The following is a 23,180-nucleotide window of genomic DNA, read 5'->3' on the forward strand; positions in this document are numbered from 1 at the left end:
CCATGAGATGGAAATTAACCATCATCCTGATGGCAGTCCTCATTTTGATTTCACCTGCATCTGCAGCGGTTTTTGTGACCGATCCGTCACATGCCATCATAACTGCACCGGCAGCAGCCCATACAGATGGCAGGCTGATAATCAGCAGTTACACGCCTGAGAAGTCTGTGGTGAAGTATCTCAGGGGCCAGAGCCCGGTGGTTGTAGGGGACATAAGGGTGAATGGGACCCGGATCCCTGCGAGGACATCTTCACTTGCACGTTACTGGACCCGGAGTGACGTTGTTGTCCTGGGGACAGGGTCAGACATTTCAGCAGCATACCTTGCAATAAAAAATGATGCCCCACTCCTTATAGCTGGTAAAACATTACCCTCAGCCACCAGGACAGAGATAAAACGTTTAAAGCCTAGGAGTATAATCATATGCGCATCCCCTTCAGCCATACCATCCTCCTCCCTGAGGGGTCTTGGAATACCCTGCAGGCGGGTCTGGTGTGGAAGTGACTCTGCAACCCTCAGTGCAGTTCAGTCAGCATCTTCACAGAAGGTATCAGCGCCAGGGACGCTTCTACCCGTTGCCATGACAATCTGGAAGACAGGGGCATCCTACAGCACCTCAACAGGGGTGAGGGTCAACGGAACTTCCCTCTGGTCCTCAGGGTACCCCACAACCTCGGTTATAATGAACCGTTACGCATCAGGCAACCCAGAAACCATATACATAAGCTCTGACAGGCTCAGTGGTGTGGATGGCAGGAGCCTCATGGAGTCCATAAGGGCCGAGATAAGTGGTTCAGCCCGGGTCATAATTGATGAGAAGTCACCCGCCCCTGGAGAGGCTGACAGGGCGATTAAGAACGCCCCGAAGGGTTCCCTGGCTGTTTACATAGCCGCTGCATGCCCCGGTACAATGTATGGTGTTGTCTCAGGGGTGAAGAAGGGGTACCTGAGATCCTATGCCAGTGGACTTGACGGTATCGTCTATGTGAACTATGGAAGCCTCAACCTCACCTCAACCGGATACCTGCCGAGGGCCTGGGACGACAACTTCTCCAGCACCTACTTTGCCGGGATAAAGGAACCATCCAGATTCCTGAGGGATGCTGGCATACTTCTCATAGAACCCAGAAGCTTCAGCCGTGATGAGCAGATACACCGCACAGCCATGAAGCTGATTGACTATGCCTACTCTGCAGAGGGGGAGCACATGGTGGATATGGATACCTCCAGATACGTTGCAAGGCATGAGATTGACCCCACAACACTATCCACTGACGCCCAGCGGCTGGTCAGGGGAGAGGCCACGTTAATGCCCAGGCAGGAATGGGTGTACCTTGCATCACAGTACATTGCAGGGCTCCCCATAAGGAAGAACAACACAGCGATATCAGATGCCTCATCATCCATTAACACCTACACCGGGACACTCTCAAGGACAGAGTACCGTGACGTTGCAAGGAGGGTCTATGAGTTCAGCAGAACTAATGGCAGACTCCCATCATATGTGCAGGTGGGTGCTGCTAAGATCGGCAGGGATGAGTACACAGCCATGTTTGCACAGATAATCCAGAACCACACAGACAGAAGCAGAATGGTGTTCCCGTCCTCTGTGAAGGTTGGTAAGGGCTTAATTGACACTGTGGTGGAGTTCATAAAGGACCTCATCACCTGAGCCTTTCATTTTTTCAAAAAACCGTTAAAAAAGATGACCTCCTTTTCTCAGGAAAAACATGGAAAATGATAAAAATAGGAAGATAAAATAGAGACTTCCTTTTGAAGATCAGATGATCCCATTGTACTTGAGGAACGCCATCATCTGGGTGTAGGATTTTGTTACACTTCCAGATGCCACTGAGCCATGGGAAGATCTGACCTCAGCAGTTACTGCAGGGATACCTGCGAGGTTGCATACATCCTCAAGAGCTCCTGGATAGTCCTTACCTGCAACCTGAGCAGGTATGAATGCGGATCCACTGTAACGGCTCATGTAGTATGCCATGCTGTAGCTTTCATAGGTGGGGATCCTTGTGCAGAGGATGGATGTTTTCCCTGGCACTCCACCGGGCCTTGTTGAGTGGAAGTCACCCACTGCATCCACGTCCCTTGAAAGTGCGATCTGGAGTATCCTGTTTGTGGGTGTCCCCCTGATATTTGCTATGCTGTTGGGGTTCTTACCATTCCAGTACCTGGAAGTTCTCGCGGTGGATGATGGTATGAGGAAGGGTACAACGTAGACTGTGCCCCTGATCTTCTTGCCTGAGAGGTAGTTTATTAGTTTCACAGCGGCTATGGATGCTGGGAGTTCATTTCCATGGACCCCCGCGACTACTATGACCTTCTTACCCCCTCCATCTCCAAAGGTGAACATGGGTGTTCCCCTTCTGGCTGCCTGGAACACCTCAGACGTCACCGGGGTCCTGGGGGCGTAGTTCTTTATGTAGTAGTTCTTTGTCACATCTCCCCCTGTACCTGTGTAGATTATCTCGGTTTTGAGGGCCGAGGCTGCCTGCAGGGTGGAGAATAGAAACATGGTAGCAAATAGGAGTGTTATGAGTTTGATCCATGATTTTTTCATAATTTCACCTTAAGGATATGTATATTCATGATGTCCTATATGATGTGCTGTGTTCTCCTTATAAATTAAATTGAATAAACACTCTGAACAGGCCTTGAAAAACTCTACTATAAAATTGAAGCTATATGACGTGCCAGACGCCTTGCAAGTGCCATTATGGTCAGTATGGGTGGAGCGCCAGGTGCTTCTGGCAGCACACTCGCATCAGCCACGAAGAGACCCTCAATGGAGGTCTCCAGGTTCTCATCAACAACCTCCCCCACTGAAGCGGTACCACCAGGGTGGGCCCCCCGGGGTCCCGTGGACCTCAAGGTGCCTGCCCCGACACCGGCCCGTGAGAGTATGCTCCCTGCAATGGCTGCACCCCCTGAGAGGAGACTGATGTCCCTGACTGTGTGATGCTTTATAATCCTCTCGGCCTCCACACGTCCAGATCTCTCATCGGCTATCTTAACCATCATGCTGAGGACGTTCCTCCTATCCTCCCCGGGGAAGAGGAGGGTTGAGAAGTGGGGTGATAGTATGACTCCATCGAGTTCTATGAGGGCGTTCATCTGGACCTCATCACAGAACCCGACCCCCTCAAGTATACCCCCCACCGTCACAAAGGTGTCCATGAAGAGTCCCTTACCTGCATCTATACCTGCCCTCATGAGTATCCTTGGGGTTTCAATGGCTCCAGCTGCCAGTACAACCGTTTCATCCTGGAAATCCCCCCTGGATGTTTTCAGCCCGGAGACTGAGCCCCCCCTGATAATTATATCCTCTGCCCTGGTTTCTTCAAGGATAACAGCCCCATGGTCCACTGCCTCGTCAATGAATCTCCTTGCAGACCACTTAGCAGCCCTCGGACATCCGAATGAGCATTTACCGCAGGGTCTGCATTTATCAGGGTCTATGAATTTAGGCATCCTCCTTACCCTGAGGCCCAGGGATTCTGCAGCCTCCACTATCCTGGCTGTGCCAATGCCTGTGTGGCTTTCCGGGAGCTCCCCAACCCTCAGTTCAGCCTCAATGGCATCCAGATCTCTCCCTATGTCAACCCCATAGTCCCGGAGGGTATCCTCAAGGACCCTGACGGCGTTTCCTGCAGTAACAAGGGTTGATCCGCCAACACAGTTCGTCCTAAGGATATCCACATCCTCAGGGGCTTCATAACAGAGGAATGCATCCGAATCCTTAACGTAGGGGCCCCTCTCGATTACGGTAACATCAATGCCCTTTATGGCGAGTTCCCTTGCAAGGGTTGCGCCGCCAGCACCGGAGCCAACCACCAGAACCATTGGATCATTCCCAGACAGTCAGTCAAAGAGCACTATGGCCCCTGTGGGGCAGGAGTTCACACAGAAGCTGCAGCCGATACATTTCTTATCATCGAGGAGGATCTCCCAGTCATCCTGGATGCATATGGCGCCAACCGGGCAGAGGGATACACAGGCGCCGCAGTCCATGCACTTCTCACGGTCCTTCTTAACGACCCTCACTGCCGGGTGCACCTCTATACCGGCCTCCTCTATGAAGTCTATCCCCTCCCTCTCCTCGGGGCCGCTGATCTCAACGAGCATCTTACCCCCGCGGGGTGTGATGTTTGCCCTGAGGATGTTGAATTCGATGTCATATTTCTTTATGGCTTCTGATATTATTGACTTGTTAACAATGTTCGGTGAGAATTTAAGCCAGGCCTTCATATTGATTCTCCCCTGTTATCCACTTTCCCTATTAACCTTGAAATGTCCTCGGCGGTTACTATACCCTTAACACGGTTTTCATCATCAACTATGGGTAAACCTGAAATGTTATACTTATCTATGCGCCTTGCGACAACGTCGACGGGTTCATTTTCCCTTGCAACAACCACCCTGCGGGTCATGATATCCCTGAGCTTCTTCTTACCCCTTGCCACTGCGTCTGCAATGTCCCATGATGTCACTATACCCCTGAGGACGCCCTCACTGTCAACGACGGGTATGTGGTTTATGTTATTGTCAACCATCTTCCTGGCCACATCCTTAAGGTCGTCCTCCTGGTGGGTTATTATTACTGGTTTGCTTTCAAGTTCCCTCACCATGATGGATGGTCTTCTTATCTCAAGGGGTCTGGTGGCTGATCTTGATGGGAGGCTCTTAACTGGCTCTGTGAGCAGGAAATCGCCCCTTTCAATCCATGATTTGAGTTCTTCTGCAATCTTGATGGCTCTCCTGATTGATGAGAGGGGTGATGTAGGGACCTCCATCCCGTTTATTTCAATCTTCCCTGATTTGAGCTCCTTATAATTGGTCTCCTTCACCACGGGTCTTGATCTTCGGGGCACACCGTAGTCAATTACCCTGCAGACTATATCCTCATCCGATATTCCTGTTGCAGCCGCTATGTCCTCGTTGAGCACGGGTATGGGTATCCCGGCGCCCACATAGAGTGTTGGGCCATACCTTGGCATTGTGGCTCCACGCACATATTCGGGATCCATATCCTTCATGTTACCCTTCAGCATGAGGGTGCCTGATGGTGAAACTGGTACACCATTTCTCCTCTCAGATTCAGTTGAGTGCTGGGTACCCTCCCCCACTATGTAACCCTCTGCGCCGCAGAGGAATATCCTTGTGCCGACACCTATGGTCTGGAAGTAGGGGTCATTGAGGAGGGGGCTGAGCTCCCCTGCACTTGAGTAGGTGACGTTCCCATAGTTTGGGAGCAGTGTTCCCATGTAGGTGTAGAGTGTCTCCTGTGTGGAGTTAACCGCCACTGCATAGTTCTGGTAGCAGTTCCTAGGGTTAACCATGACCGCCTGGTTTATGGTCTCAAGGCTTATGAGGGTCTCAACATTCTTGAGGGGGTAGCAGTCTGTTCCATAGGCCTCTGCCACCAGTTCAACCTCCTTCCCCCTTATTAGGTCCTCTATTACATGTGAGCCCCCATATTCAAGCCCTATCTCGGGGTCGCGGTTTGGCTGTGCTGCACCTATGTATGCATCAACCGCAGCGAGTCCAGAGTAGGCCTCAACACCATTGAGGTAGGTCCTCGCCATCTTTATGGGTGGATCTGAGTGTCCGAAGTTGAGGAAAGCGCCTGATGAACACATAGCACCAAATGTACCTGTTGTAACAACATCAACTTCCTTTGCAGCGTCCATGGGGCCGTTTTCAGCAACTATCCTTGTCATCTCGGCTGCGGTGACAACCACAGCATCCCCATCCCTGATCTTCTGGTTTATCTCCTCAATTGTCTTCAATATACCACATCCGGTGCTATCTATAAAATGAACTGGTTAGTGGTATATGGATGTTCATTTAAATATTTATTGAGTTCATAAAGCCTGTGATCATGGTGAGGCATTGCATAACATCAAAAGAATCATAAGCACCCACCTACAGAATTAATAAGAGAAACTTTTGAAGGCGGATGGGAAATGGAGATTGACAATGATTATCTTGGCAGCATACTGAGGGACATAGAGGATATGGTGGAATATGCAGATATAAGGGCTGGCAGCTCCAGGACCAGTTCTATTCTGATGAAGGACGGTAACCTGCAGGAGGTTAAATGTGGGAGCGCCTCTGGTTTCAGGATAAGGGTGCTGAGGAATGGTTCATGGGGATTCGCCTTTACAGATAAACCATCCCAGCTGGCTGAAATGGCCCTGAAGGCCATAAAGATGGCAGGGTCCCTCAGGGGTGATGTCCAGGTGGGTTCAGGTGCTCCCTCTGTTGACAAAACCAGGGTAAGGTCATCCCGGCCACCCTCAGATGTCCCTGCAGATGAGAAGAGGGAGCTGGTATCAGATGCACACCATGCAGCATCAGTTGATGGTGTTGTGAGCACCACTGTGAGCTACGTTGACATGGAGAGTTCATCCGTCTTCCTGAACTCAGAGGGGTCCCTCATTGAGATGGATGAGACCCGCGTCGCCCTCTTTCTAAACGCTGTTGCCTCTGATGGCTCAGGGATACAGTTCGGTCATAAAAGCTGCGGCGGAACCGGCGGCTTCGAAATACTGGAGAGGGAGGACATCGAGGAGCTCGGTCGCAGGGCCGGTGAAAAGGCTGTCAGGCTCCTCAGGGCTAGTCCGCCGCCATCAGGACGTTTTGACATAGTAACTGACCCTGAACTTACAGGTGTATTCATACATGAGGCCCTGGGGCATGCAGCCGAGGCAGACCTTATACTGCAGGGTGACTCAATACTCGAGGGTAAACTGGGTGAGAGGATTGCATCTGAGGGTGTTACCATCATCGACGACCCTACACTTGAGGGTTTCGGAAGTTACAGCTACGATGCAGAGGGTGTGAGGGCCGCCGAAACAGTTCTCGTGGAGAAGGGAGTCCTCACTTCACTGTTGAACTCCAGGGAAACAGCCTTTAAACTTGGACTTGAACCATCAGGGAATGCCCGTTCAGCCATAGGGGACCAGCCCATTGTCAGGATGAGCAACACATACCTCAAACCTGGTGATTTATCCTTTGATGAACTCATAGAGGACATCAGGGATGGTGTCTACCTGAGGGGTTCAAGGGGGGGTCAGGTGGATACCGGTAAGGGTATCTTCCAGTTCAATGCTGCTGAGTCATTCCGTATACAGGATGGTGAACTTGCAGAACCAGTGAAGGATGTCTCCCTCTCAGGGAACGTCCTGGAGACCCTCAAAAATGTTGACGGGGTCGGTTCAGACTTCAGACTGGGGATCGGCTTCTGCGGTAAATCAGGACAGAGCGTCCCTGTGGGTGATGGGGGCCCCCATGTGAGGATAAGGAATGCCATGGTGGGTGGAACATGAAGTACACACCATTATCAAGGGATGAAGGTAGACTTCTTGTTAAGATCGCGAGGATGGCCATAGAGGAGCACCTGCGCGGATCAGAAACCCTCAGACTTCCTGATAACCTCCCTGAAGTTTTCAGAAAGAAAAGGGGGATTTTCGTTACACTCGAGAAGAACGGGAATCTGAGGGGATGTATAGGCTATCCGGAACCGACCAAACCCCTGATCGATGCCCTTGTTGAGGCAGCAATATCCGCCGCAACATGTGACCCGAGGTTCCCCCCAGTTAAACCTGAGGAGCTCGATGATATAGAGATTGAGGTGAGTGTGCTGACACCGCCGGAGCCCATTGAGGTTGAAAGCCCGGCCGAATACCCCAAGGTCATAAGGGTCGGTGTCGACGGCCTCATAGTTGAGAGGGGATGGGCCAGGGGACTGCTCCTTCCACAGGTCGCCACGGAGTGGGGCTGGGACGCTGAGGAGTTCCTCTGCAACACATGTATGAAGGCGGGTCTTCCGCCTGACTGCTTCTATGACCCTGAAACCAGGGTCTACAGGTTCCAGGCCCAGATATTCCATGAAGATGATTAAGCTGAAGCTAATTACTCATGAGGGGATTAAAAAACATCCCGGTACATTAAGATAAATTACAGGTTTAATGAGAGTGATTTTATGATTATACCAACAGTTCCAACAACAGATGAACTTCTTGATAAGGGATTCCGGAGGGCCAGGAAGGCCGCATCCCTCAAGCGGAGTTCAAAGATTCCTGGCCAGAAGAAGGCCAAGATCATTGAGTCAACACGTGTCCAGACCGCATGCCAGGTCATAAGGGACCGGTTGAAGATGATAATCCATAGGATACCCGATATAGAGTCCCTTCCAGAGTTCTACCAGGACTACATCGACGTGACCGTGGGGGTGGATGAACTTAAAAAATCCCTCGGGGCGCTTAACTGGGCTGTTGGAATACTTAACCAGCTGGAATCAGACTACACGACCCGTATAAAACGTTCAAAACCGTCTGATGCATCCCGTCTGAGGAGGGAGGCCTTCGGAAGGATATCATCCGTTATAAATAGGATCGAGGGCGACCTTGACTTTCTTGACTTTGCAAAGAATAAGCTGAGGAACATGCCCACAGTGGACCTTGACGCATTCACGGTTGTCATAGCAGGCTTCCCGAACGTTGGAAAATCCACACTCCTCCGGACCCTTACAGGTGCAGAGCCCGAGGTGGCAGATTACCCCTTCACCACCAAGGGGATCCAGATAGGTCACCTTGAGCGGAAATGGAACCGTATACAGGTCATAGACACCCCGGGACTCCTGGACAGACCTGTTGAGGATATGAACAACATAGAACTCCAGGCCATGGTGGCCCTTGAGAACATAGCAGATGTGATAATGTTCATCTTCGACGCCTCTGAAACATGCGGATACAGCCTTGAAAGCCAGTACAGCCTCTACCTGGGCATAAGGAGCGTCTTTGACATCCCTGTGGTGACTGTATTCAACAAGATGGACCTTGCAGAAAATGTTAAGTATCTGGAAGAATATATTAATATGGTTGAAGATCCACTGAAAGTTTCTGCATTCGAGGGCAGAGGGGTCTCCAAGATAATAAAAAAACTGGAGGGGTTATATGAAAAAGAAACTCGAGAAGCCCATGACAATGTTCGAGAAAAGAAGGCTGATGGCTGAGAAGATGATGGAAGACATGATAAAGAACATGAAGGAGATGCAGAGGGAGTTTGAGAAGAAGATCTCAGAGTACGCAGAGAACATACCTGAAAAACTCAGCATGGACGTCATGGAAACAGATGACGCCATAATCATCAAAACCGACCTTCCCGGTGTCAAGAAGGAGGACATCAACATAGAACTGACCGAAAACACCATCTCCATATCCGCAGTCTTCGAGGAGGAAGTCGAAATCGAAGAGGCCAATTTCATCAAGAAGGAAAGGAAGTACGGTGAAGCAAGAAGGGAGATGAGGCTACCTGAAAAGATCAGGGTAGAAGATGCTAAGGCCAAATTTGAAAACGGTGTCCTTACAGTTGAACTTCCAAAGGTTGAGGTCAAGAAGAAACAGACCCTGAAGGTGGAATAAATCCACCACCAACTCTTTTTTCAAAAAATGGCCCTGTAATCATGTTCTAACTATTTCTATGAGGCTCTACTTGCCCATGTAAACTGTTTTTGTAGGTTTTTTTGTCTGTTGCTCTTGGAATAGTTCTCGTCGCTGAATATTCTTTTTATACTGATATGGCTGTTTCTACGATTGTATAATGGGTTTCCCTGTGGAGATTCCCATTGTTTGTTTTCATGGTGGCTGCCTTTAGTTGAGTATTTTGTGCCAAGCTTTGATGATAGTCAATTATTAAGATATGACATGAAGGGATGATACTAATTAAAATATTTTTCTGTTTCATGATAATAGTAATCGTTTTATACTTATAATTATTATATCATGCTTCTGCGGAGACTGCTACTGGGAGGTTCATTATGAGACGGTTTGCATTCATTCTAGCAGCTTCTGTCCTTGTTTTTTGTCTTGCAGGGAATGCTGAGGCGGTCAGCCTCAACTACAATGAGATCTCCGACGCCTCCAAATTAATTGGGAACTACACACAACGGCAGGGGAATATACCCCAACAGGTCATAATAGAGAACAAGACCATAAGGGCAGACGAGTACCTCTACGTCGCCTCAAACACGATAATAAACCTCAACCAGAACAAAAGAGTTGGAATAACATCCGAAAGTATCCAGGCACCCCCAAAACCTGCAGGGACAGCCACAGGAACACTCAAAAAACAGGAGTACCTGGAGGCGGCCCAGAACATTAAAAAATTCATAGAAACCAACAAGAGATCACCCAACTACGCTACAACAAAGATAGGACAGATCAGATACGAAGCCCTCATCTACAGCTTCGCAAAAATAATAAACCACTACAACACAACGGGCAGACTACCAGACAACATCCAGATAACACAGACCAGAGGCATAGGAGGAAGCATAACAAAGCCACAAGCCAGCATCGGCTACAACATACAGGCTACAAAGTACAATTCACAGATAAAAGCACAGGAAGCACACAATCCAGAACCTGGGACTTTGGAGACGGGAGCAAAAGCACAGAAAAGAACCCAACCCACACCTACCAGCCAGGAACATACACCATAAAATTAACAATCCAGGGCTATGGAAACACCGATACAGAAACAACAACCATCACAATACTCCCTGAGCCAATCCAGGCAAAACTCACCATAAACACAACAGGCAACTGGCTAATACAACCAGGACAGATAAGCCTACCACTGCACAATGGCATCAACTGGATAAGCATCTACTTCAAAGAAGCAGAAGAAGCAGGAGCAGAAGAAGCGGGAATAATACAGGACGGCGAAATCAAAGGAAAATACTACTTCTATGACCAGAACCCCGGAACCCCCACCACAGTAGAACTAGAATGCAACAACCTGAAAGTCACCCGCAACGAAAAAATATACTATGATAATATGGGCGGATTCGAAAAACTGATAACCTACACCATAGTCACATCCAAGGTCACGGATGAGGCTATAAAGGACTGGACCAGGAGGGTATACGAGCCAGGACCATTAAAAGCAGCCTATGGAACATTCCTAACAAGCCTGACAACAATATGGCTACACGACAAACTGGCAGACGAACTAGCAAAACAATGCAACACAACATGGACCCGTGTAATGCCAGCGATCATACAGGCAGGGATAACAGACGCATGGGCAGCATACACACACATCCCAGACCAGAAACTGGGAATAGAAGCCACTGGAGGCCAAATAGAAGCCTTCAACTTCCTCAGGGGATTATACCTGCCACTAATCGAACAGTTAACCCTAAGCTTCACAGGACAAAACACGAATTCAAGCATTTCACTAATAGCCCAAGCAATACTCAACGGCAGAGAACTCCAGATAACACTCGACCAAGAAAAACTATACCTTGAAGTTGAAGGATTGCCCGGCATCGGCCTGACAATCGATACCGTTACAGGTGAAGTTAAAGACAGCTTCTATGGCCTTGGAGGAGCCACAGCATACTACTGCTACTGCTACCATGACCAGCTAACAGACAAAGTAAACAATTGGCTCGGACAATTCCTGAAATCATCAGCCGAATCTACAACAGCCGGAATACTAATAACAGCAGGACTAATAGCAGCGACGGCAGCAGGAGGACTGCTAACACCAACAAGCCTGACAGCAGCAGTGCTTATTACCTGGGGCACTGTCCTTGCAGCTCATGCGTCCGGTTTATTTGATGATCCTGGAAGTATTGCTAATTGGCTTGATTTCGCGGCTACAGTGGGTTCCGCGGTCTTTTTCAAGGCACCAATAGGAGCCTCGCCATTTAAAATAATTATTGACACGGAACTCAGAAAATCGATAAGACTTATAACAGTCCTTGGCGGTAAAAGAGTTATAGTCAGAGCAACTCTCGGACAGAATGTGAAAGAGGCCATAGAAAACATTGTTGAATCATGGGTTAAAGGCAGCGGAATATCAACAACTATACACCAACTCCTAGAACCCCAACCCAAAAACACATAAAATAAAAAGACGCATAAAAAGAGAGAAAAGGGGAAAATCATGTCATGGGGAGCAATGATCGCGGCAGGTCTAAGCATCACTATATACCTGGGTCTCGTGGCTATTGTTGGAGAGGACCGTTTAAATAGATTCTATGAAAGGGTTACAGGAGAAAAGGCAAAAAAAGGCGGTGAACAGACACCCAAAGCCGGCTCATTCGGCCTCATGATCGTCCTTCCCCCCTTTTTTCTCCTTTGGGTGGGGTTTTCTTTTGTTTTCGCTCCTGAGATAGTGCCAGGAGTAGTTGCTCTCCTAATCCTTCTGTGGTATATTGGTTTTGTGTCTTTTTTGAGGGCTGACACTTTCACATCTACATGGGATGGGAAGGGATACCCACTCATGGGATACTTCTGTTACTCACTCCTTGTCTCTGCCTTCATGGTTGCAAGGGGTGTTGTTGGTTTGTTTAAGGGTTGGGTGGCCTGGGGCCTGTTCATGTTGTCCCTTGGCCTCTTTATAGCGACATACTACCTTTTCCCTGATAAAATGCCAGGATTAAAGGGGAATTATCTTAGCACAAAACGTGAAGTTTTGAAGGCAATTATTGTCGGCATAATACTCCTCATAATCACGAGGATAATCTGGGCAATAGTCCAGCTTAAGGTATTCCACTGGTCACTGACAGGCCCCCACTAAGGAGGGGTATCCTTGGAGCATGTCATGCCCATTGGCTTGTAGAATCATGTTCTAACTATTTTGATAATTTTTACATGACTCCTTTCTAATGCTTAAATGCAGAACCATGATAGAGTTTCCGCTTTGAATGCGGTGCCTGTAAAGCTTATTAACTCTTTCTCATCCTATACCTGGCCATTAGATATATCCCATCCTCATGGCATCTGATTACAGCCATCATTTTCTCTAAAGAAAGAGAAAACAGAGAGGTATTCAATGCCCCTGAAAATTGTACTGGAGGGGCTAGTATCTCACCTTACCTATGTGCCTCGTGCTGCCGGGGTCCTCACCGTTGAAATGGGCCAGGTAGTACACGAACCATTCAAGTGGAACTGCAAGCACAAAGGGTGCCAGGAGCCCGTTAAGGTCAGAGTAATCAGACATTCTGAATACAAGGTTCTCAGCACCCAGATTCTCACAGAAACGCAGGGCCCTCTCTGTCAGCTCATCACCGGGCAGCCCCGATTCAAGGAATATAACCGGGACCCCCTCCTCAACCCTTTCAATGAGTCCATGCCTGAATTCTCCAGAATAGAGGGGACAGGCATGCTTAAGGGCCCCCTCCATGAGCATCGTCATGGCGAGTTTGTAGGCCAGTCCATAGTTAGGACCGCTTCCCATACAGTAGAATATATCCTCACCGGCATATTCCTCTGCAAGATCCCTGCAGGCAACCTCTGTTCTCCCCAGCAGATGCTCCACCTCACCAGGTAGCCTCTCAAGTTCCCCCATTATCTCATCTGATTTTTCATCACTGTACATCCCGAAGAGTATCCTGTAGAGGGCCAGGAGCTGTGTCATGTAGGTCTTGGTGCCGAGTATTGCCTCCTCACGTCCGCACCGGGTCACTATGGTCTCCATGGACTCAGATGCCATGGTGCTGCCTGGCTCATTGGTTATGGTAACGGTTCTAAGTCCCAGTTCATTCGCCCTCCTCAGGGCTGCGAGGGTATCCGCGGTCTCACCCGACTGTGAGGTGAATATGACCGCGGAGTCACTGTAATCAATCTTCCTGTGATAATAGAACTCGTAGCCGGTCATAACATCCATACTCACCTCATAGTTCATGGCGATTGCATCCCTTGCACTGTAACAGGTTGAAAGTGAACTGCCGCATCCAACGAGGTATATGCGTCCGCATTCAAGGATTTCATTGGATATGCGTTCCATCCTCTCCCCTTCAGACTCCAGGGTTCTTCTAAGCGAATCCGGCTGCTCCATGAGTTCATCGAACATCCTGTACTTCATCATCTACACCTTTAAACTCCTATACTTCCTGAGTATCCGTATGGCAAGCTCTGCAACCTCAACGGCATCCCGCCCTGTGAGTACTATCATTGGCTCCTTACCCCATGCCCCCCTGTGATATATGACGTCTGGAGGGGACTCCGAGTTCCTGATGGCCTCCTCAACACCCCATGGTATGCTGCCCCCCTCAGTATCCCTCACATTGTCGGGTTCCCTGCTACGGTCATAGGATGAGACCACAAGACCCATATCCTCACATATACCGATTATACTCTCATCAAATTTAATATTAAGTGCACTTCTCCTCGCCGGGAGGTGTTCATTAAGGGCTATTATGAAGCGGGCCATGTGGGATGAAGCCCCGTATTCAGGGTCCCGGCAAGCGAAGGCCCTTCCCTGAAACTCAGTGATCCTCCCAGGAACCGCTGCAACATCCTCAGGGCCGCATGGATTTTTCCGCGCCATTGCAATATTGGACCTCACCTCTGGTATGAGGATCCCGAAGTCATCTTCAGATGAGATCATCTCAAGGGCCCTTCTAACATTTTCTATCTCCATGATTATCACGAAAGAGAATTATACAGTAAACCAATTATATGTGAATCAGTAATTTATAATTATAGTCTTGAGGTGTTTGGATGGAGAAGGTAAAGGAATTCAGGGGTATAAAGGAGCATCTCGGTGTATTCCGGGAGGCGGTTAAGGATGCTGAGAGAATCGGCTTTGCAGGTGTTCCGGGTGTATGCACACCCTTCGCCCAGCTATTTGCATACGCTGTCCGGGACAAGGAAAACATATTCATACCCAACACAGATTTCAGGAAGGCCAGAAAGCTTGAATTAACCGAATATGGGGTTGAACTCGGCGAAATAAGCCCGGGAAAGGTGGATGTTCTTGTACTGCTGGGTGGGCTCTCAATGCCGGGTATTGGCTCAGACATGGAGGATGTTAAAAAACTCATAGAGGATGCCCTTGAAGAAGGAGGGGAGCTCATGGGGCTCTGCTACATGGACATGTTCGCCAGGGCCGGGTGGTACGAGCTCCTTGACTTTGACTGTGTCATCAACGCCGACATAGAGGGTTATGTCCTCAGGGGCTGAGGGGTATTCCCTTGTCCGCTGATATGAAGGTGAGTCATGGTAAAATCCCTGAACTGGAGTACACCTCCTTCAGTGACCTGAGGGCCCTTGATATGGAGAGGGGCAGGCTCTATGAGACCATCGTCGTGACCTGGGACGGGTCGATGGTGGGGAATGCTGCCCCCATAGGTGTGCTGTGCACAGGTGCTGATACAGTGACACTCTACCTGTACCAGGGGAGCCGTACCGTGGAGAATGTGCTGGAGAATGGGCGTTTCACAGTTAACGTGACCCTTGACCCCCTCATATTCACCGATTCAACCCTGGGTGACCTTGATGAGGATATGTTCAGCCATCACAGGGGATTCCTCCACCTGAGGGGTGCCGATGCATTCTTCACTGCAGAGGTTGTCTCTGTGAAGGAGGTGGTGAAAAGGGACCGGTTCGGTGAATCGGAGCTGTATGTTGTGAAGGCCCGTGCAGGTGATGTTATGAGGGCTGAAACCTTCAGGCTGGTCCTCAACCGCGGCATATACGCTGTTATTGAGTCATTGATAGCCTATACAAGGGCTGAATTTTCAGACCCTGTGGTCCTCAGGGAGAGGATCTCTGAGATGAACAGGGTTGCAAGGAAGGTGGGGGGCCCCAGGGAGAGGGAGGCCATGAGGAGGATAATAGAGGCCCTTGAATCAAAGATATAGGGACTCACCCAGGAAAATCAGGACACGAGAACATCCACAAATTCAAATATAACTATTGTTTATTAGAAATATATACTAAACCGTCATTAAAATGTACTAAGTACAGTTTTATACACAAATATGACTTAAAAGGTCAAGAAAGAAACCTTTAATACTATCTAAATCAATAAAATAATTTATGGAAAATCTAAATAAAATGGATAATCCTGAATTCTATGATGCCCGAATGAAATTAGAAGCTATACATCAGGATATCAAGCGTTTGATGGAAAAATCTAATCAAGAATACCTTGATTTAATGCTAAGCAACTTAAAAAAGGATATTTTGAATTCAGTATCTGTTTATATTTCTGATGATATTGAAAATGATTTAGAACAAAATATGGTTAATCCCTGTAAGATGCGGGAAACCTGTAAAGAGAAATTTAACGGATTTCTACAAAATAATTCTAAACTTATAAAACAGGAACATGTTTCCAAAGAAATTATAGAAGAGAAAAGAGAGGAATTAGATGAAATAAGGAAAAGTGCTCCTTTTGATAAATGTGATATTTGTTTTAAGGAAGTAGACTCACTATTTGATAAGCAAATAAATCTAATTGGCTCTCTACAAATATATGACAATAATAAAGAGGATAAAACTGAGATATCTTCTATTCCTGAAGAAATTATGGTTAAGAGTGTTCTTGAACCTATTTCTAATAAACAGAGACTTCAAATTCTTAAATCTATGGCCTCTGAAACCATGACATTCACTGCTCTTTCAGAACTTACAGGGCTTCGTGGTGGTAATTTACTTTTCCACATACAAAAATTACTTGAAAGTGACTTGATATTGCAGCGTCATGAACGTGGAGATTATATGATTACTGAAAAAGGATATAATCTACTCATAATGCTCAGTAATTTTAAAAAATATTTGAAAAAATAATCGTTTCAGAACTATTATCCCCTCCGGTTGAACTATTGAAAACTGGAGGGGGGGCATTCTTAAAATCAATTGAAAATTATTGATTGTTTAATATTTAATCTGTAGTGAAAGCAGTAGGACTTAATATTACTGCAAATTATTCTATTTTTCCAGCAAAATAATCTAACCAAACGCACATACATTCATTATATGACGGACATTCAGTACAACGGGACTTATGCTTATTTTCTTTACTATTGGGCTTATCCATTTTAATTTCTCCATTAAAACCTATTATAAGATAATAATTAATTATCCTTAAAAAAGAAAAGAAAGAAAAAGTAGGAAGTCGATTTTGGCTTATAATCCTGCTTTGTTCACTATAGTATCTGCAACTTCTTCAGCACTTTTAAATGGAAAATCATCAGCAGTAAGTACTTGTCCAGCATCAGATGCTTTTAATTCTACATCTCCAGATTTACAAGTAGTATCTGGACCGTTTGGAAGCGCTGCCATTAGTTCTTCTGGTGAATTTATTGGGAAATCGGCTCCTGCTAATGCTCCTATAATTTGTCCACGAATATCTTCTTTAACTCCCATTTTCACATCTCCATTAAGTTTTTAATTTCAAATATAACTATTGTTTATTAGAAATATATACTAAACCGTCATTAAAATGTACTAAGTACAGTTTTATACACAAATATGACTTAAAAGGTCAAGAAAGAAACCTTTAATACTATCTAAATCAATAAAATAATTTATGGAAAATCTAAATAAAATGGATAATCCTGAATTCTATGATGCCCGAATGAAATTAGAAGCTATACATCAGGATATCAAGCGTTTGATGGAAAAATCTAATCAAGAATACCTTGATTTAATGCTAAGCAACTTAAAAAAGGATATTTTGAATTCAGTATCTGTTTATATTTCTGATGATATTGAAAATGATTTAGAACAAAATATGGTTAATCCCTGTAAGATGCGGGAAACCTGTAAAGAGAAATTTAACGGATTTCTACAAAATAATTCTAAACTTATAAAACAGGAACATGTTTCCAAAGAAATTATAGAAGAGAAAAGAGAGGAATTAGATGAAATAAGGAAAAGTGCTCCTTTTGATAAATGTGATATTTGTTTTAAGGAAGTAGACTCACTATTTGATAAGCAAATAAATCTAATTGGCTCTCTACAAATATATGACAATAATAAAGAGGATAAAACTGAGATATCTTCTATTCCTGAAGAAATTATGGTTAAGAGTGTTCTTGAACCTATTTCTAATAAACAGAGACTTCAAATTCTTAAATCTATGGCCTCTGAAACCATGACATTCACTGCTCTTTCAGAACTTACAGGGCTTCGTGGTGGTAATTTACTTTTCCACATACAAAAATTACTTGAAAGTGACTTGATATTGCAGCGTCATGAACGTGGAGATTATATGATTACTGAAAAAGGATATAATCTACTCATAATGCTCAGTAATTTTAAAAAATATTTGAAAAAATAATCGTTTCAGAACTATTATCCCCTCCGGTTGAACTATTGAAAACTGGAGGGGGGGCATTCTTAAAATCAATTGAAAATTATTGATTGTTTAATATTTAATCTGTAGTGAAAGCAGTAGGACTTAATATTACTGCAAATTATTCTATTTTTCCAGCAAAATAATCTAACCAAACGCACATACATTCATTATATGACGGACATTCAGTACAACGGGACTTATGCTTATTTTCTTTACTATTGGGCTTATCCATTTTAATTTCTCCATTAAAACCTATTATAAGATAATAATTAATTATCCTTAAAAAAGAAAAGAAAGAAAAAGTAGGAAGTCGATTTTGGCTTATAATCCTGCTTTGTTCACTATAGTATCTGCAACTTCTTCAGCACTTTTAAATGGAAAATCATCAGCAGTAAGTACTTGTCCAGCATCAGATGCTTTTAATTCTACATCTCCAGATTTACAAGTAGTATCTGGACCGTTTGGAAGCGCTGCCATTAGTTCTTCTGGTGAATTTATTGGGAAATCGGCTCCTGCTAATGCTCCTATAATTTGTCCACGAATATCTTCTTTAACTCCCATTTTCACATCTCCATTAAGTTTTTAATTTCAAATATAACTATTGTTTATTAGAAATATATACTAAACCGTCATTAAAATGTACTAAGTACAGTTTTATACACAAATATGACTTAAAAGGTCAAGAAAGAAACCTTTAATACTATCTAAATCAATAAAATAATTTATGGAAAATCTAAATAAAATGGATAATCCTGAATTCTATGATGCCCGAATGAAATTAGAAGCTATACATCAGGATATCAAGCGTTTGATGGAAAAATCTAATCAAGAATACCTTGATTTAATGCTAAGCAACTTAAAAAAGGATATTTTGAATTCAGTATCTGTTTATATTTCTGATGATATTGAAAATGATTTAGAACAAAATATGGTTAATCCCTGTAAGATGCGGGAAACCTGTAAAGAGAAATTTAACGGATTTCTACAAAATAATTCTAAACTTATAAAACAGGAACATGTTTCCAAAGAAATTATAGAAGAGAAAAGAGAGGAATTAGATGAAATAAGGAAAAGTGCTCCTTTTGATAAATGTGATATTTGTTTTAAGGAAGTAGACTCACTATTTGATAAGCAAATAAATCTAATTGGCTCTCTACAAATATATGACAATAATAAAGAGGATAAAACTGAGATATCTTCTATTCCTGAAGAAATTATGGTTAAGAGTGTTCTTGAACCTATTTCTAATAAACAGAGACTTCAAATTCTTAAATCTATGGCCTCTGAAACCATGACATTCACTGCTCTTTCAGAACTTACAGGGCTTCGTGGTGGTAATTTACTTTTCCACATACAAAAATTACTTGAAAGTGACTTGATATTGCAGCGTCATGAACGTGGAGATTATATGATTACTGAAAAAGGATATAATCTACTCATAATGCTCAGTAATTTTAAAAAATATTTGAAAAAATAATCGTTTCAGAACTATTATCCCCTCCGGTTGAACTATTGAAAACTGGAGGGGGGGCATTCTTAAAATCAATTGAAAATTATTGATTGTTTAATATTTAATCTGTAGTGAAAGCAGTAGGACTTAATATTACTGCAAATTATTCTATTTTTCCAGCAAAATAATCTAACCAAACGCACATACATTCATTATATGACGGACATTCAGTACAACGGGACTTATGCTTATTTTCTTTACTATTGGGCTTATCCATTTTAATTTCTCCATTAAAACCTATTATAAGATAATAATTAATTATCCTTAAAAAAGAAAAGAAAGAAAAAGTAGGAAGTCGATTTTGGCTTATAATCCTGCTTTGTTCACTATAGTATCTGCAACTTCTTCAGCACTTTTAAATGGAAAATCATCAGCAGTAAGTACTTGTCCAGCATCAGATGCTTTTAATTCTACATCTCCAGATTTACAAGTAGTATCTGGACCGTTTGGAAGCGCTGCCATTAGTTCTTCTGGTGAATTTATTGGGAAATCGGCTCCTGCTAATGCTCCTATAATTTGTCCACGAATATCTTCTTTAACTCCCATTTTCACATCTCCATTAAGTTTTTAATTTCAAATTTCTCAACATCGAAGAGGCCCCTATCCCCTATCTTCAGTCTGGGGATGACGAGGAGTGAGAGGAAGGACATTGTCATGAAGGGTGCGCTGAGGCGTGACCCGAGCTGTTCAGTGAAGGTGTTGAGGTTCTCAAATCCATCTGCAACCTCAAATACGTCACCATCTGACATCAGACCTGCCACAGGAAGCTTAAGGACCCTGTGATCATCCTCTGAGACTGCCACGAGGCCTCCTCCTGTTTCTTTAAGTATATCGACCGCCCTCTTCATCAGCTCAGGATCCACTCCCACCACGATGAGGTTGTGTGAGTCATGGGCAACCGTTGATGCTATTGCCCCCTCCTGGAGGCCGAATCCATGGACGAACCCGCTGGAGATATTACCCCTCCCGTACCTGTCAAGGACAGATACCCTGAGGATGTCCGAGGATGTGTCGGCCTGCACGGTTCCTTCCTCAACTTCCAGGGTTGCAATTGACTCCTCAGTTATGAGCTGTCCGTCCAGCACGTCTATGACCCTCACAGTGGCCTCATCACCCTCAGCCCTGACACCCAGCCTATCAGCCGTGAATTCCGGTACCTCAAGTCTCCTGGGGGGTGTGCTGGTTCCCGATGGGCTCCCCGGGAGGTATCTTCCATTTTCTGCAACTGGTCTGCCATCTATGTAGACCCTCTTAACATTGAAGTCCCTGAGGCTGTCAACCACGACAAAGTCAGCGGACCACCCGGGTGCTATGGCGCCCGTGGTGAGGCCGTAGTGCTCTGCAGGGTTTATGGTGATCATCTGCACTGCACTTACAGGGTCGATACCGTAATCAACCGCCCTCCTGAGTATCCTGTCCATGTGCCCCTCCAGGAGGTCGGCGGGGTGGATGTCATCGGAGACCAGGAAGTCACACCCGGCAGCGGCAAGGGCCCGCAAGTTTCTTGCACTTGAACCTTCACGCGCCATTATCTTCATTCCAAGTCTCCTCTTCTCAAGGACCTCCTCGGGGCTCACACATTCGTGGTCAGTGGATATCCCTGCCCCTATGTAGGCGCATAGTTCATCCCCTGAGAGGAGGGGGGCATGTCCATCAACCGGCATGTTAAGGGCCCTTGCCGCCTCTATCTTATCCATGACCTCATCATCACCGGCTATAACTCCAGGGAAGTTCATCAACTCGCCGAGGGCCACTGCTGAATCCATTCTTAGGAGTTCCTCTATCTCCCTCGCTGTGATCTCTGCCCCGGCAGTTTCAAAGGGTGTTGCAGGTACACATGATGGTGCTGTGAAATAGAATTTCATTGGTGTCGCTGCAGCATCATCCATCATGAACCTCACGCCATCCACGCCCATGACGTTTGCTATCTCATGGGGGTCCGATATGACTGCAACCGTGCCATGGGGTATGGCTGCAGCTGCAAATGATGATGGTGTGAGCATTGAACTTTCAATGTGGAGGTGGGCGTCTATGAAGCCAGGGAGGATTATGTCAGGGAAGTTTCCGCTGATGCTCCGGACACCGGCCACCTTCCCTCCGGAAACCTCTATCTCGGCCGGGTAGATGTCGCCGGTGAAGACGTTGAGGAGGTTCCCCCTTATCATTCAATCCCCCAGACCGTTCATCTTCTTGATTTCGTGGAGGAGTATGGGGATGAATGCACCCACATCTGTGACAACGCTCACAGCCTGGGAGCTGCCCCTGTCAGAGAGCTTTGTGACGGTCGCAGGGTTTATATCCACGCATATGGTTTTAACCCGTGATGGGAGTATGTTGCCGGTTGCGATGGAGTGGAGCATGGTGGCTATCATTATGACCATGTCCAGGTTCTGGACGTATCTCCTCATCTCATTCTGGGCCTCCATCACATCGGTTATGACATCAGGGAGTGGTCCGTCATCCCTTATTGAACCTGCAAGTACAAAGGGCACATCATTCTTTATGCACTCATACATTATCCCTGAGGTGAGAACACCCTTCTCAACAGCATCCCTTATTGAACCGGCGCGGTTTATCTCATTTATGGCGTTTATGTGGTGCCTGTGGCCCCTGCTTACAGCCTCACCCCTCTCTATATCAACTCCAAGGGAGGTCCCGTAGAGTGCGCATTCAATGTCATGGGTTGCCAGGGCATTCCCTGCGAAGAGGACGTCTATGAATCCCAGGCGTATCATCTCTGCAATGACCGGGGCTGAGCCCGTGTGTACGATGGCTGGTCCGCCGACGAGGCCTATCTTTCCACCCCTACCTTTGATCTCTGTTATTTCAGATGCGATCTTCTTTATTGTGGTCACGAGGGGCTTCTCACTTGATACATCACTGCCCATGAATTCAAAGACGCCCTGCTTTCCCCTGGGCCTCTCTGGAGGTACAACCTTTATGCCCTCCCTCCCAACAACCACAGGGTCACCCTTCTTTATCTCCCTGATTGGTTTGCAGCGGGCTGTCCTGCCCTCAGGGTCAACCACTATCATGCAGTCCATCTCTATTCCCTCAACCTCCAGCCATTCACCGCCATGGTAGATGAAGGTCTGGTGGTTGGTGGTGGAGTAGAAGTCATCCGGCAGAACCCTGTCCATGGGGGCCCTCTTCAGTTCAACCTCCTTTATCTCTGCTATGGATGCCCCTATCTCACCCAGCTCATCCAGTATCTGGTTAAGGAGTGAGGGTGTCTCTGCCTCCACCAGTATCCTTGCATGGCTTGGATCAGATTTTCTCTTACCTATATCGATTTCGAGTATCTGGAAGTCCCCGCCCATATCCATTATTATATCAAGGGCCCGGGGGAGTATCAGACTGTCAATTATATGACCCCTTAGTTCCACCTCTCTTGTATTCATGATAACACCACTTGAGACTGATAATTAAATGGTTGGCCTCCAAGCTATATAAAATCTGCTGGGGCCAAATCTTTAAGTGCCAGGAGAAAGAAGTCGAGCACGAATAAAATCTTCAGGGACCAGCACCAATTATAAAGGGGGATAT

The 23,180-nt window shown here is 46.0% G+C and carries 23 protein-coding genes and 2 pseudogenes; 14 read left to right on the forward strand and 11 right to left on the reverse strand.

The window, feature by feature from the left end; translation table 11 throughout:
- Positions 1–2 precede the first annotated feature (2 nt).
- On the forward strand, positions 3–1,673 hold the full coding sequence (locus MTCT_RS03845; protein ID WP_048175527.1) for a pseudomurein-binding repeat-containing protein: 1,671 nt from the start codon (positions 3–5) through the stop codon (positions 1,671–1,673).
- A 108-nt stretch (positions 1,674–1,781) separates the two neighbouring features.
- Here the strand turns inward: MTCT_RS03845 and MTCT_RS03850 are convergent, their stop codons facing one another.
- The 4 genes from MTCT_RS03850 to MTCT_RS03865 all read right to left on the reverse strand — a co-directional run bounded on the left by MTCT_RS03850 (position 1,782) and on the right by MTCT_RS03865 (position 5,805).
- Entirely contained in the window at positions 1,782–2,576 is a 795-nt protein-coding gene (locus tag MTCT_RS03850) for a succinylglutamate desuccinylase/aspartoacylase family protein (protein WP_052457331.1), read from the reverse strand.
- Positions 2,577–2,683: 107 nt separating this feature from the next.
- Positions 2,684–3,859 (reverse strand): GMC family oxidoreductase N-terminal domain-containing protein, encoded by a 1,176-nt coding sequence (locus MTCT_RS03855; RefSeq protein ID WP_048175528.1) that lies wholly within the window; start codon positions 3,857–3,859, stop codon positions 2,684–2,686.
- 18 nt (positions 3,860–3,877) lie between these two features.
- Positions 3,878–4,264, reverse strand: a complete 387-nt coding sequence (locus MTCT_RS03860) for a 4Fe-4S binding protein (protein WP_048175529.1) — start codon at positions 4,262–4,264, stop codon at positions 3,878–3,880.
- The gene (locus tag MTCT_RS03865) at positions 4,261–5,805 is read right to left on the reverse strand and encodes a homocysteine biosynthesis protein (RefSeq protein WP_048175530.1); all 1,545 of its coding nucleotides are present in this window, start codon (positions 5,803–5,805) and stop codon (positions 4,261–4,263) included. Before MTCT_RS03865 ends, MTCT_RS03860 begins: the two co-directional genes overlap by 4 nt.
- 177 nt (positions 5,806–5,982) lie before the next feature.
- Between MTCT_RS03865 and MTCT_RS03870 the strand changes: the two genes are divergently transcribed.
- The 8 genes and pseudogenes from MTCT_RS03870 to MTCT_RS03900 all read left to right on the forward strand — a co-directional run bounded on the left by MTCT_RS03870 (position 5,983) and on the right by MTCT_RS03900 (position 12,613).
- Complete coding sequence (locus MTCT_RS03870) at positions 5,983–7,347, forward strand: TldD/PmbA family protein (protein WP_048175531.1); 1,365 nt, start codon at positions 5,983–5,985, stop codon at positions 7,345–7,347.
- Positions 7,344–7,922 carry a TIGR00296 family protein gene (locus tag MTCT_RS03875; protein WP_048175532.1) on the forward strand — a complete coding sequence of 193 codons (579 nt, stop codon included), beginning with the start codon at positions 7,344–7,346 and terminating at the stop codon, positions 7,920–7,922. Before MTCT_RS03870 ends, MTCT_RS03875 begins: the two co-directional genes overlap by 4 nt.
- Positions 7,923–8,003: 81 nt before the next feature.
- Positions 8,004–9,035, forward strand: a complete 1,032-nt coding sequence (locus MTCT_RS03880; protein WP_048175533.1) for an NOG1 family protein — start codon at positions 8,004–8,006, stop codon at positions 9,033–9,035.
- Positions 8,977–9,444 carry an Hsp20/alpha crystallin family protein gene (locus tag MTCT_RS03885; protein ID WP_226891141.1) on the forward strand — a complete coding sequence of 156 codons (468 nt, stop codon included), beginning with the start codon at positions 8,977–8,979 and terminating at the stop codon, positions 9,442–9,444. Before MTCT_RS03880 ends, MTCT_RS03885 begins: the two co-directional genes overlap by 59 nt.
- Positions 9,445–9,839: 395 nt before the next feature.
- Positions 9,840–10,214, forward strand: a pseudogene (locus MTCT_RS09485) (peptidase); the annotation flags it as partial.
- Between the two features lie 32 nt (positions 10,215–10,246).
- Positions 10,247–10,516, forward strand: a pseudogene (locus MTCT_RS09490) (PKD domain-containing protein); the annotation flags it as partial.
- Positions 10,517–10,861: 345 nt separating this feature from the next.
- Complete coding sequence (locus tag MTCT_RS09495) at positions 10,862–11,938, forward strand: hypothetical protein (protein WP_048175536.1); 1,077 nt, start codon at positions 10,862–10,864, stop codon at positions 11,936–11,938.
- A 39-nt stretch (positions 11,939–11,977) separates the two neighbouring features.
- Positions 11,978–12,613 (forward strand): hypothetical protein, encoded by a 636-nt coding sequence (locus tag MTCT_RS03900; RefSeq protein WP_048175537.1) that lies wholly within the window; start codon positions 11,978–11,980, stop codon positions 12,611–12,613.
- Between the two features lie 282 nt (positions 12,614–12,895).
- Here the strand turns inward: MTCT_RS03900 and MTCT_RS03905 are convergent, their stop codons facing one another.
- Positions 12,896–13,900 (reverse strand): SIS domain-containing protein, encoded by a 1,005-nt coding sequence (locus MTCT_RS03905; RefSeq protein WP_048176596.1) that lies wholly within the window; start codon positions 13,898–13,900, stop codon positions 12,896–12,898.
- A gap of 3 nt (positions 13,901–13,903) precedes the next feature.
- Positions 13,904–14,458 (reverse strand): thiamine-phosphate synthase family protein, encoded by a 555-nt coding sequence (locus MTCT_RS03910; protein ID WP_048175538.1) that lies wholly within the window; start codon positions 14,456–14,458, stop codon positions 13,904–13,906.
- Positions 14,459–14,538: 80 nt separating this feature from the next.
- Between MTCT_RS03910 and MTCT_RS03915 the strand changes: the two genes are divergently transcribed.
- The 3 genes from MTCT_RS03915 (at position 14,539) to MTCT_RS03925 (ending at position 16,611) form a co-directional block, all read left to right on the forward strand.
- Positions 14,539–15,000, forward strand: coding sequence for a DUF2124 family protein (locus MTCT_RS03915; protein ID WP_048175539.1), 462 nt, complete (start codon positions 14,539–14,541; stop codon positions 14,998–15,000).
- An 11-nt stretch (positions 15,001–15,011) separates the two neighbouring features.
- Entirely contained in the window at positions 15,012–15,680 is a 669-nt protein-coding gene (locus MTCT_RS03920) for a DUF447 domain-containing protein (RefSeq protein WP_052457332.1), read from the forward strand.
- A gap of 178 nt (positions 15,681–15,858) precedes the next feature.
- Positions 15,859–16,611, forward strand: coding sequence for a winged helix-turn-helix domain-containing protein (locus tag MTCT_RS03925; protein WP_010876497.1), 753 nt, complete (start codon positions 15,859–15,861; stop codon positions 16,609–16,611).
- Positions 16,612–16,950: 339 nt separating this feature from the next.
- Here the strand turns inward: MTCT_RS03925 and MTCT_RS03930 are convergent, their stop codons facing one another.
- The gene (locus tag MTCT_RS03930; RefSeq protein ID WP_048060916.1) at positions 16,951–17,190 is read right to left on the reverse strand and encodes an MTH865 family protein; all 240 of its coding nucleotides are present in this window, start codon (positions 17,188–17,190) and stop codon (positions 16,951–16,953) included.
- A gap of 163 nt (positions 17,191–17,353) precedes the next feature.
- On the opposite strand from MTCT_RS03930, the gene MTCT_RS03935 reads away from it, so the two are divergent.
- Complete coding sequence (locus MTCT_RS03935) at positions 17,354–18,106, forward strand: winged helix-turn-helix domain-containing protein (RefSeq protein ID WP_010876497.1); 753 nt, start codon at positions 17,354–17,356, stop codon at positions 18,104–18,106.
- Between the two features lie 339 nt (positions 18,107–18,445).
- On the opposite strand, the gene MTCT_RS03940 is transcribed toward MTCT_RS03935, so the two are convergent.
- Entirely contained in the window at positions 18,446–18,685 is a 240-nt protein-coding gene (locus tag MTCT_RS03940) for an MTH865 family protein (RefSeq protein ID WP_048060916.1), read from the reverse strand.
- Between the two features lie 163 nt (positions 18,686–18,848).
- Between MTCT_RS03940 and MTCT_RS03945 the strand changes: the two genes are divergently transcribed.
- Entirely contained in the window at positions 18,849–19,601 is a 753-nt protein-coding gene (locus MTCT_RS03945; protein ID WP_010876497.1) for a winged helix-turn-helix domain-containing protein, read from the forward strand.
- Between the two features lie 339 nt (positions 19,602–19,940).
- Here MTCT_RS03945 and MTCT_RS03950 read toward each other — a convergent pair whose 3' ends face one another.
- The 3 genes from MTCT_RS03950 to MTCT_RS03960 are packed head-to-tail and all read right to left on the reverse strand — an operon-like array spanning position 19,941 to position 23,035.
- Positions 19,941–20,180: an MTH865 family protein gene (locus tag MTCT_RS03950; protein ID WP_048060916.1), complete on the reverse strand. Its 240-nt coding sequence runs from the start codon at positions 20,178–20,180 to the stop codon at positions 19,941–19,943.
- 2 nt (positions 20,181–20,182) lie between these two features.
- The gene (ade, locus tag MTCT_RS03955) at positions 20,183–21,799 is read right to left on the reverse strand and encodes an adenine deaminase (RefSeq protein ID WP_048175540.1); all 1,617 of its coding nucleotides are present in this window, start codon (positions 21,797–21,799) and stop codon (positions 20,183–20,185) included.
- Entirely contained in the window at positions 21,800–23,035 is a 1,236-nt protein-coding gene (locus MTCT_RS03960) for a TIGR00300 family protein (protein WP_048175541.1), read from the reverse strand. It abuts the gene before it with no gap.
- Between the last annotated feature and the right edge of the window lie 145 nt (positions 23,036–23,180).

The organism is Methanothermobacter sp. CaT2 (assembly GCF_000828575.1).
Taxonomy (GTDB): domain Archaea; phylum Methanobacteriota; class Methanobacteria; order Methanobacteriales; family Methanothermobacteraceae; genus Methanothermobacter.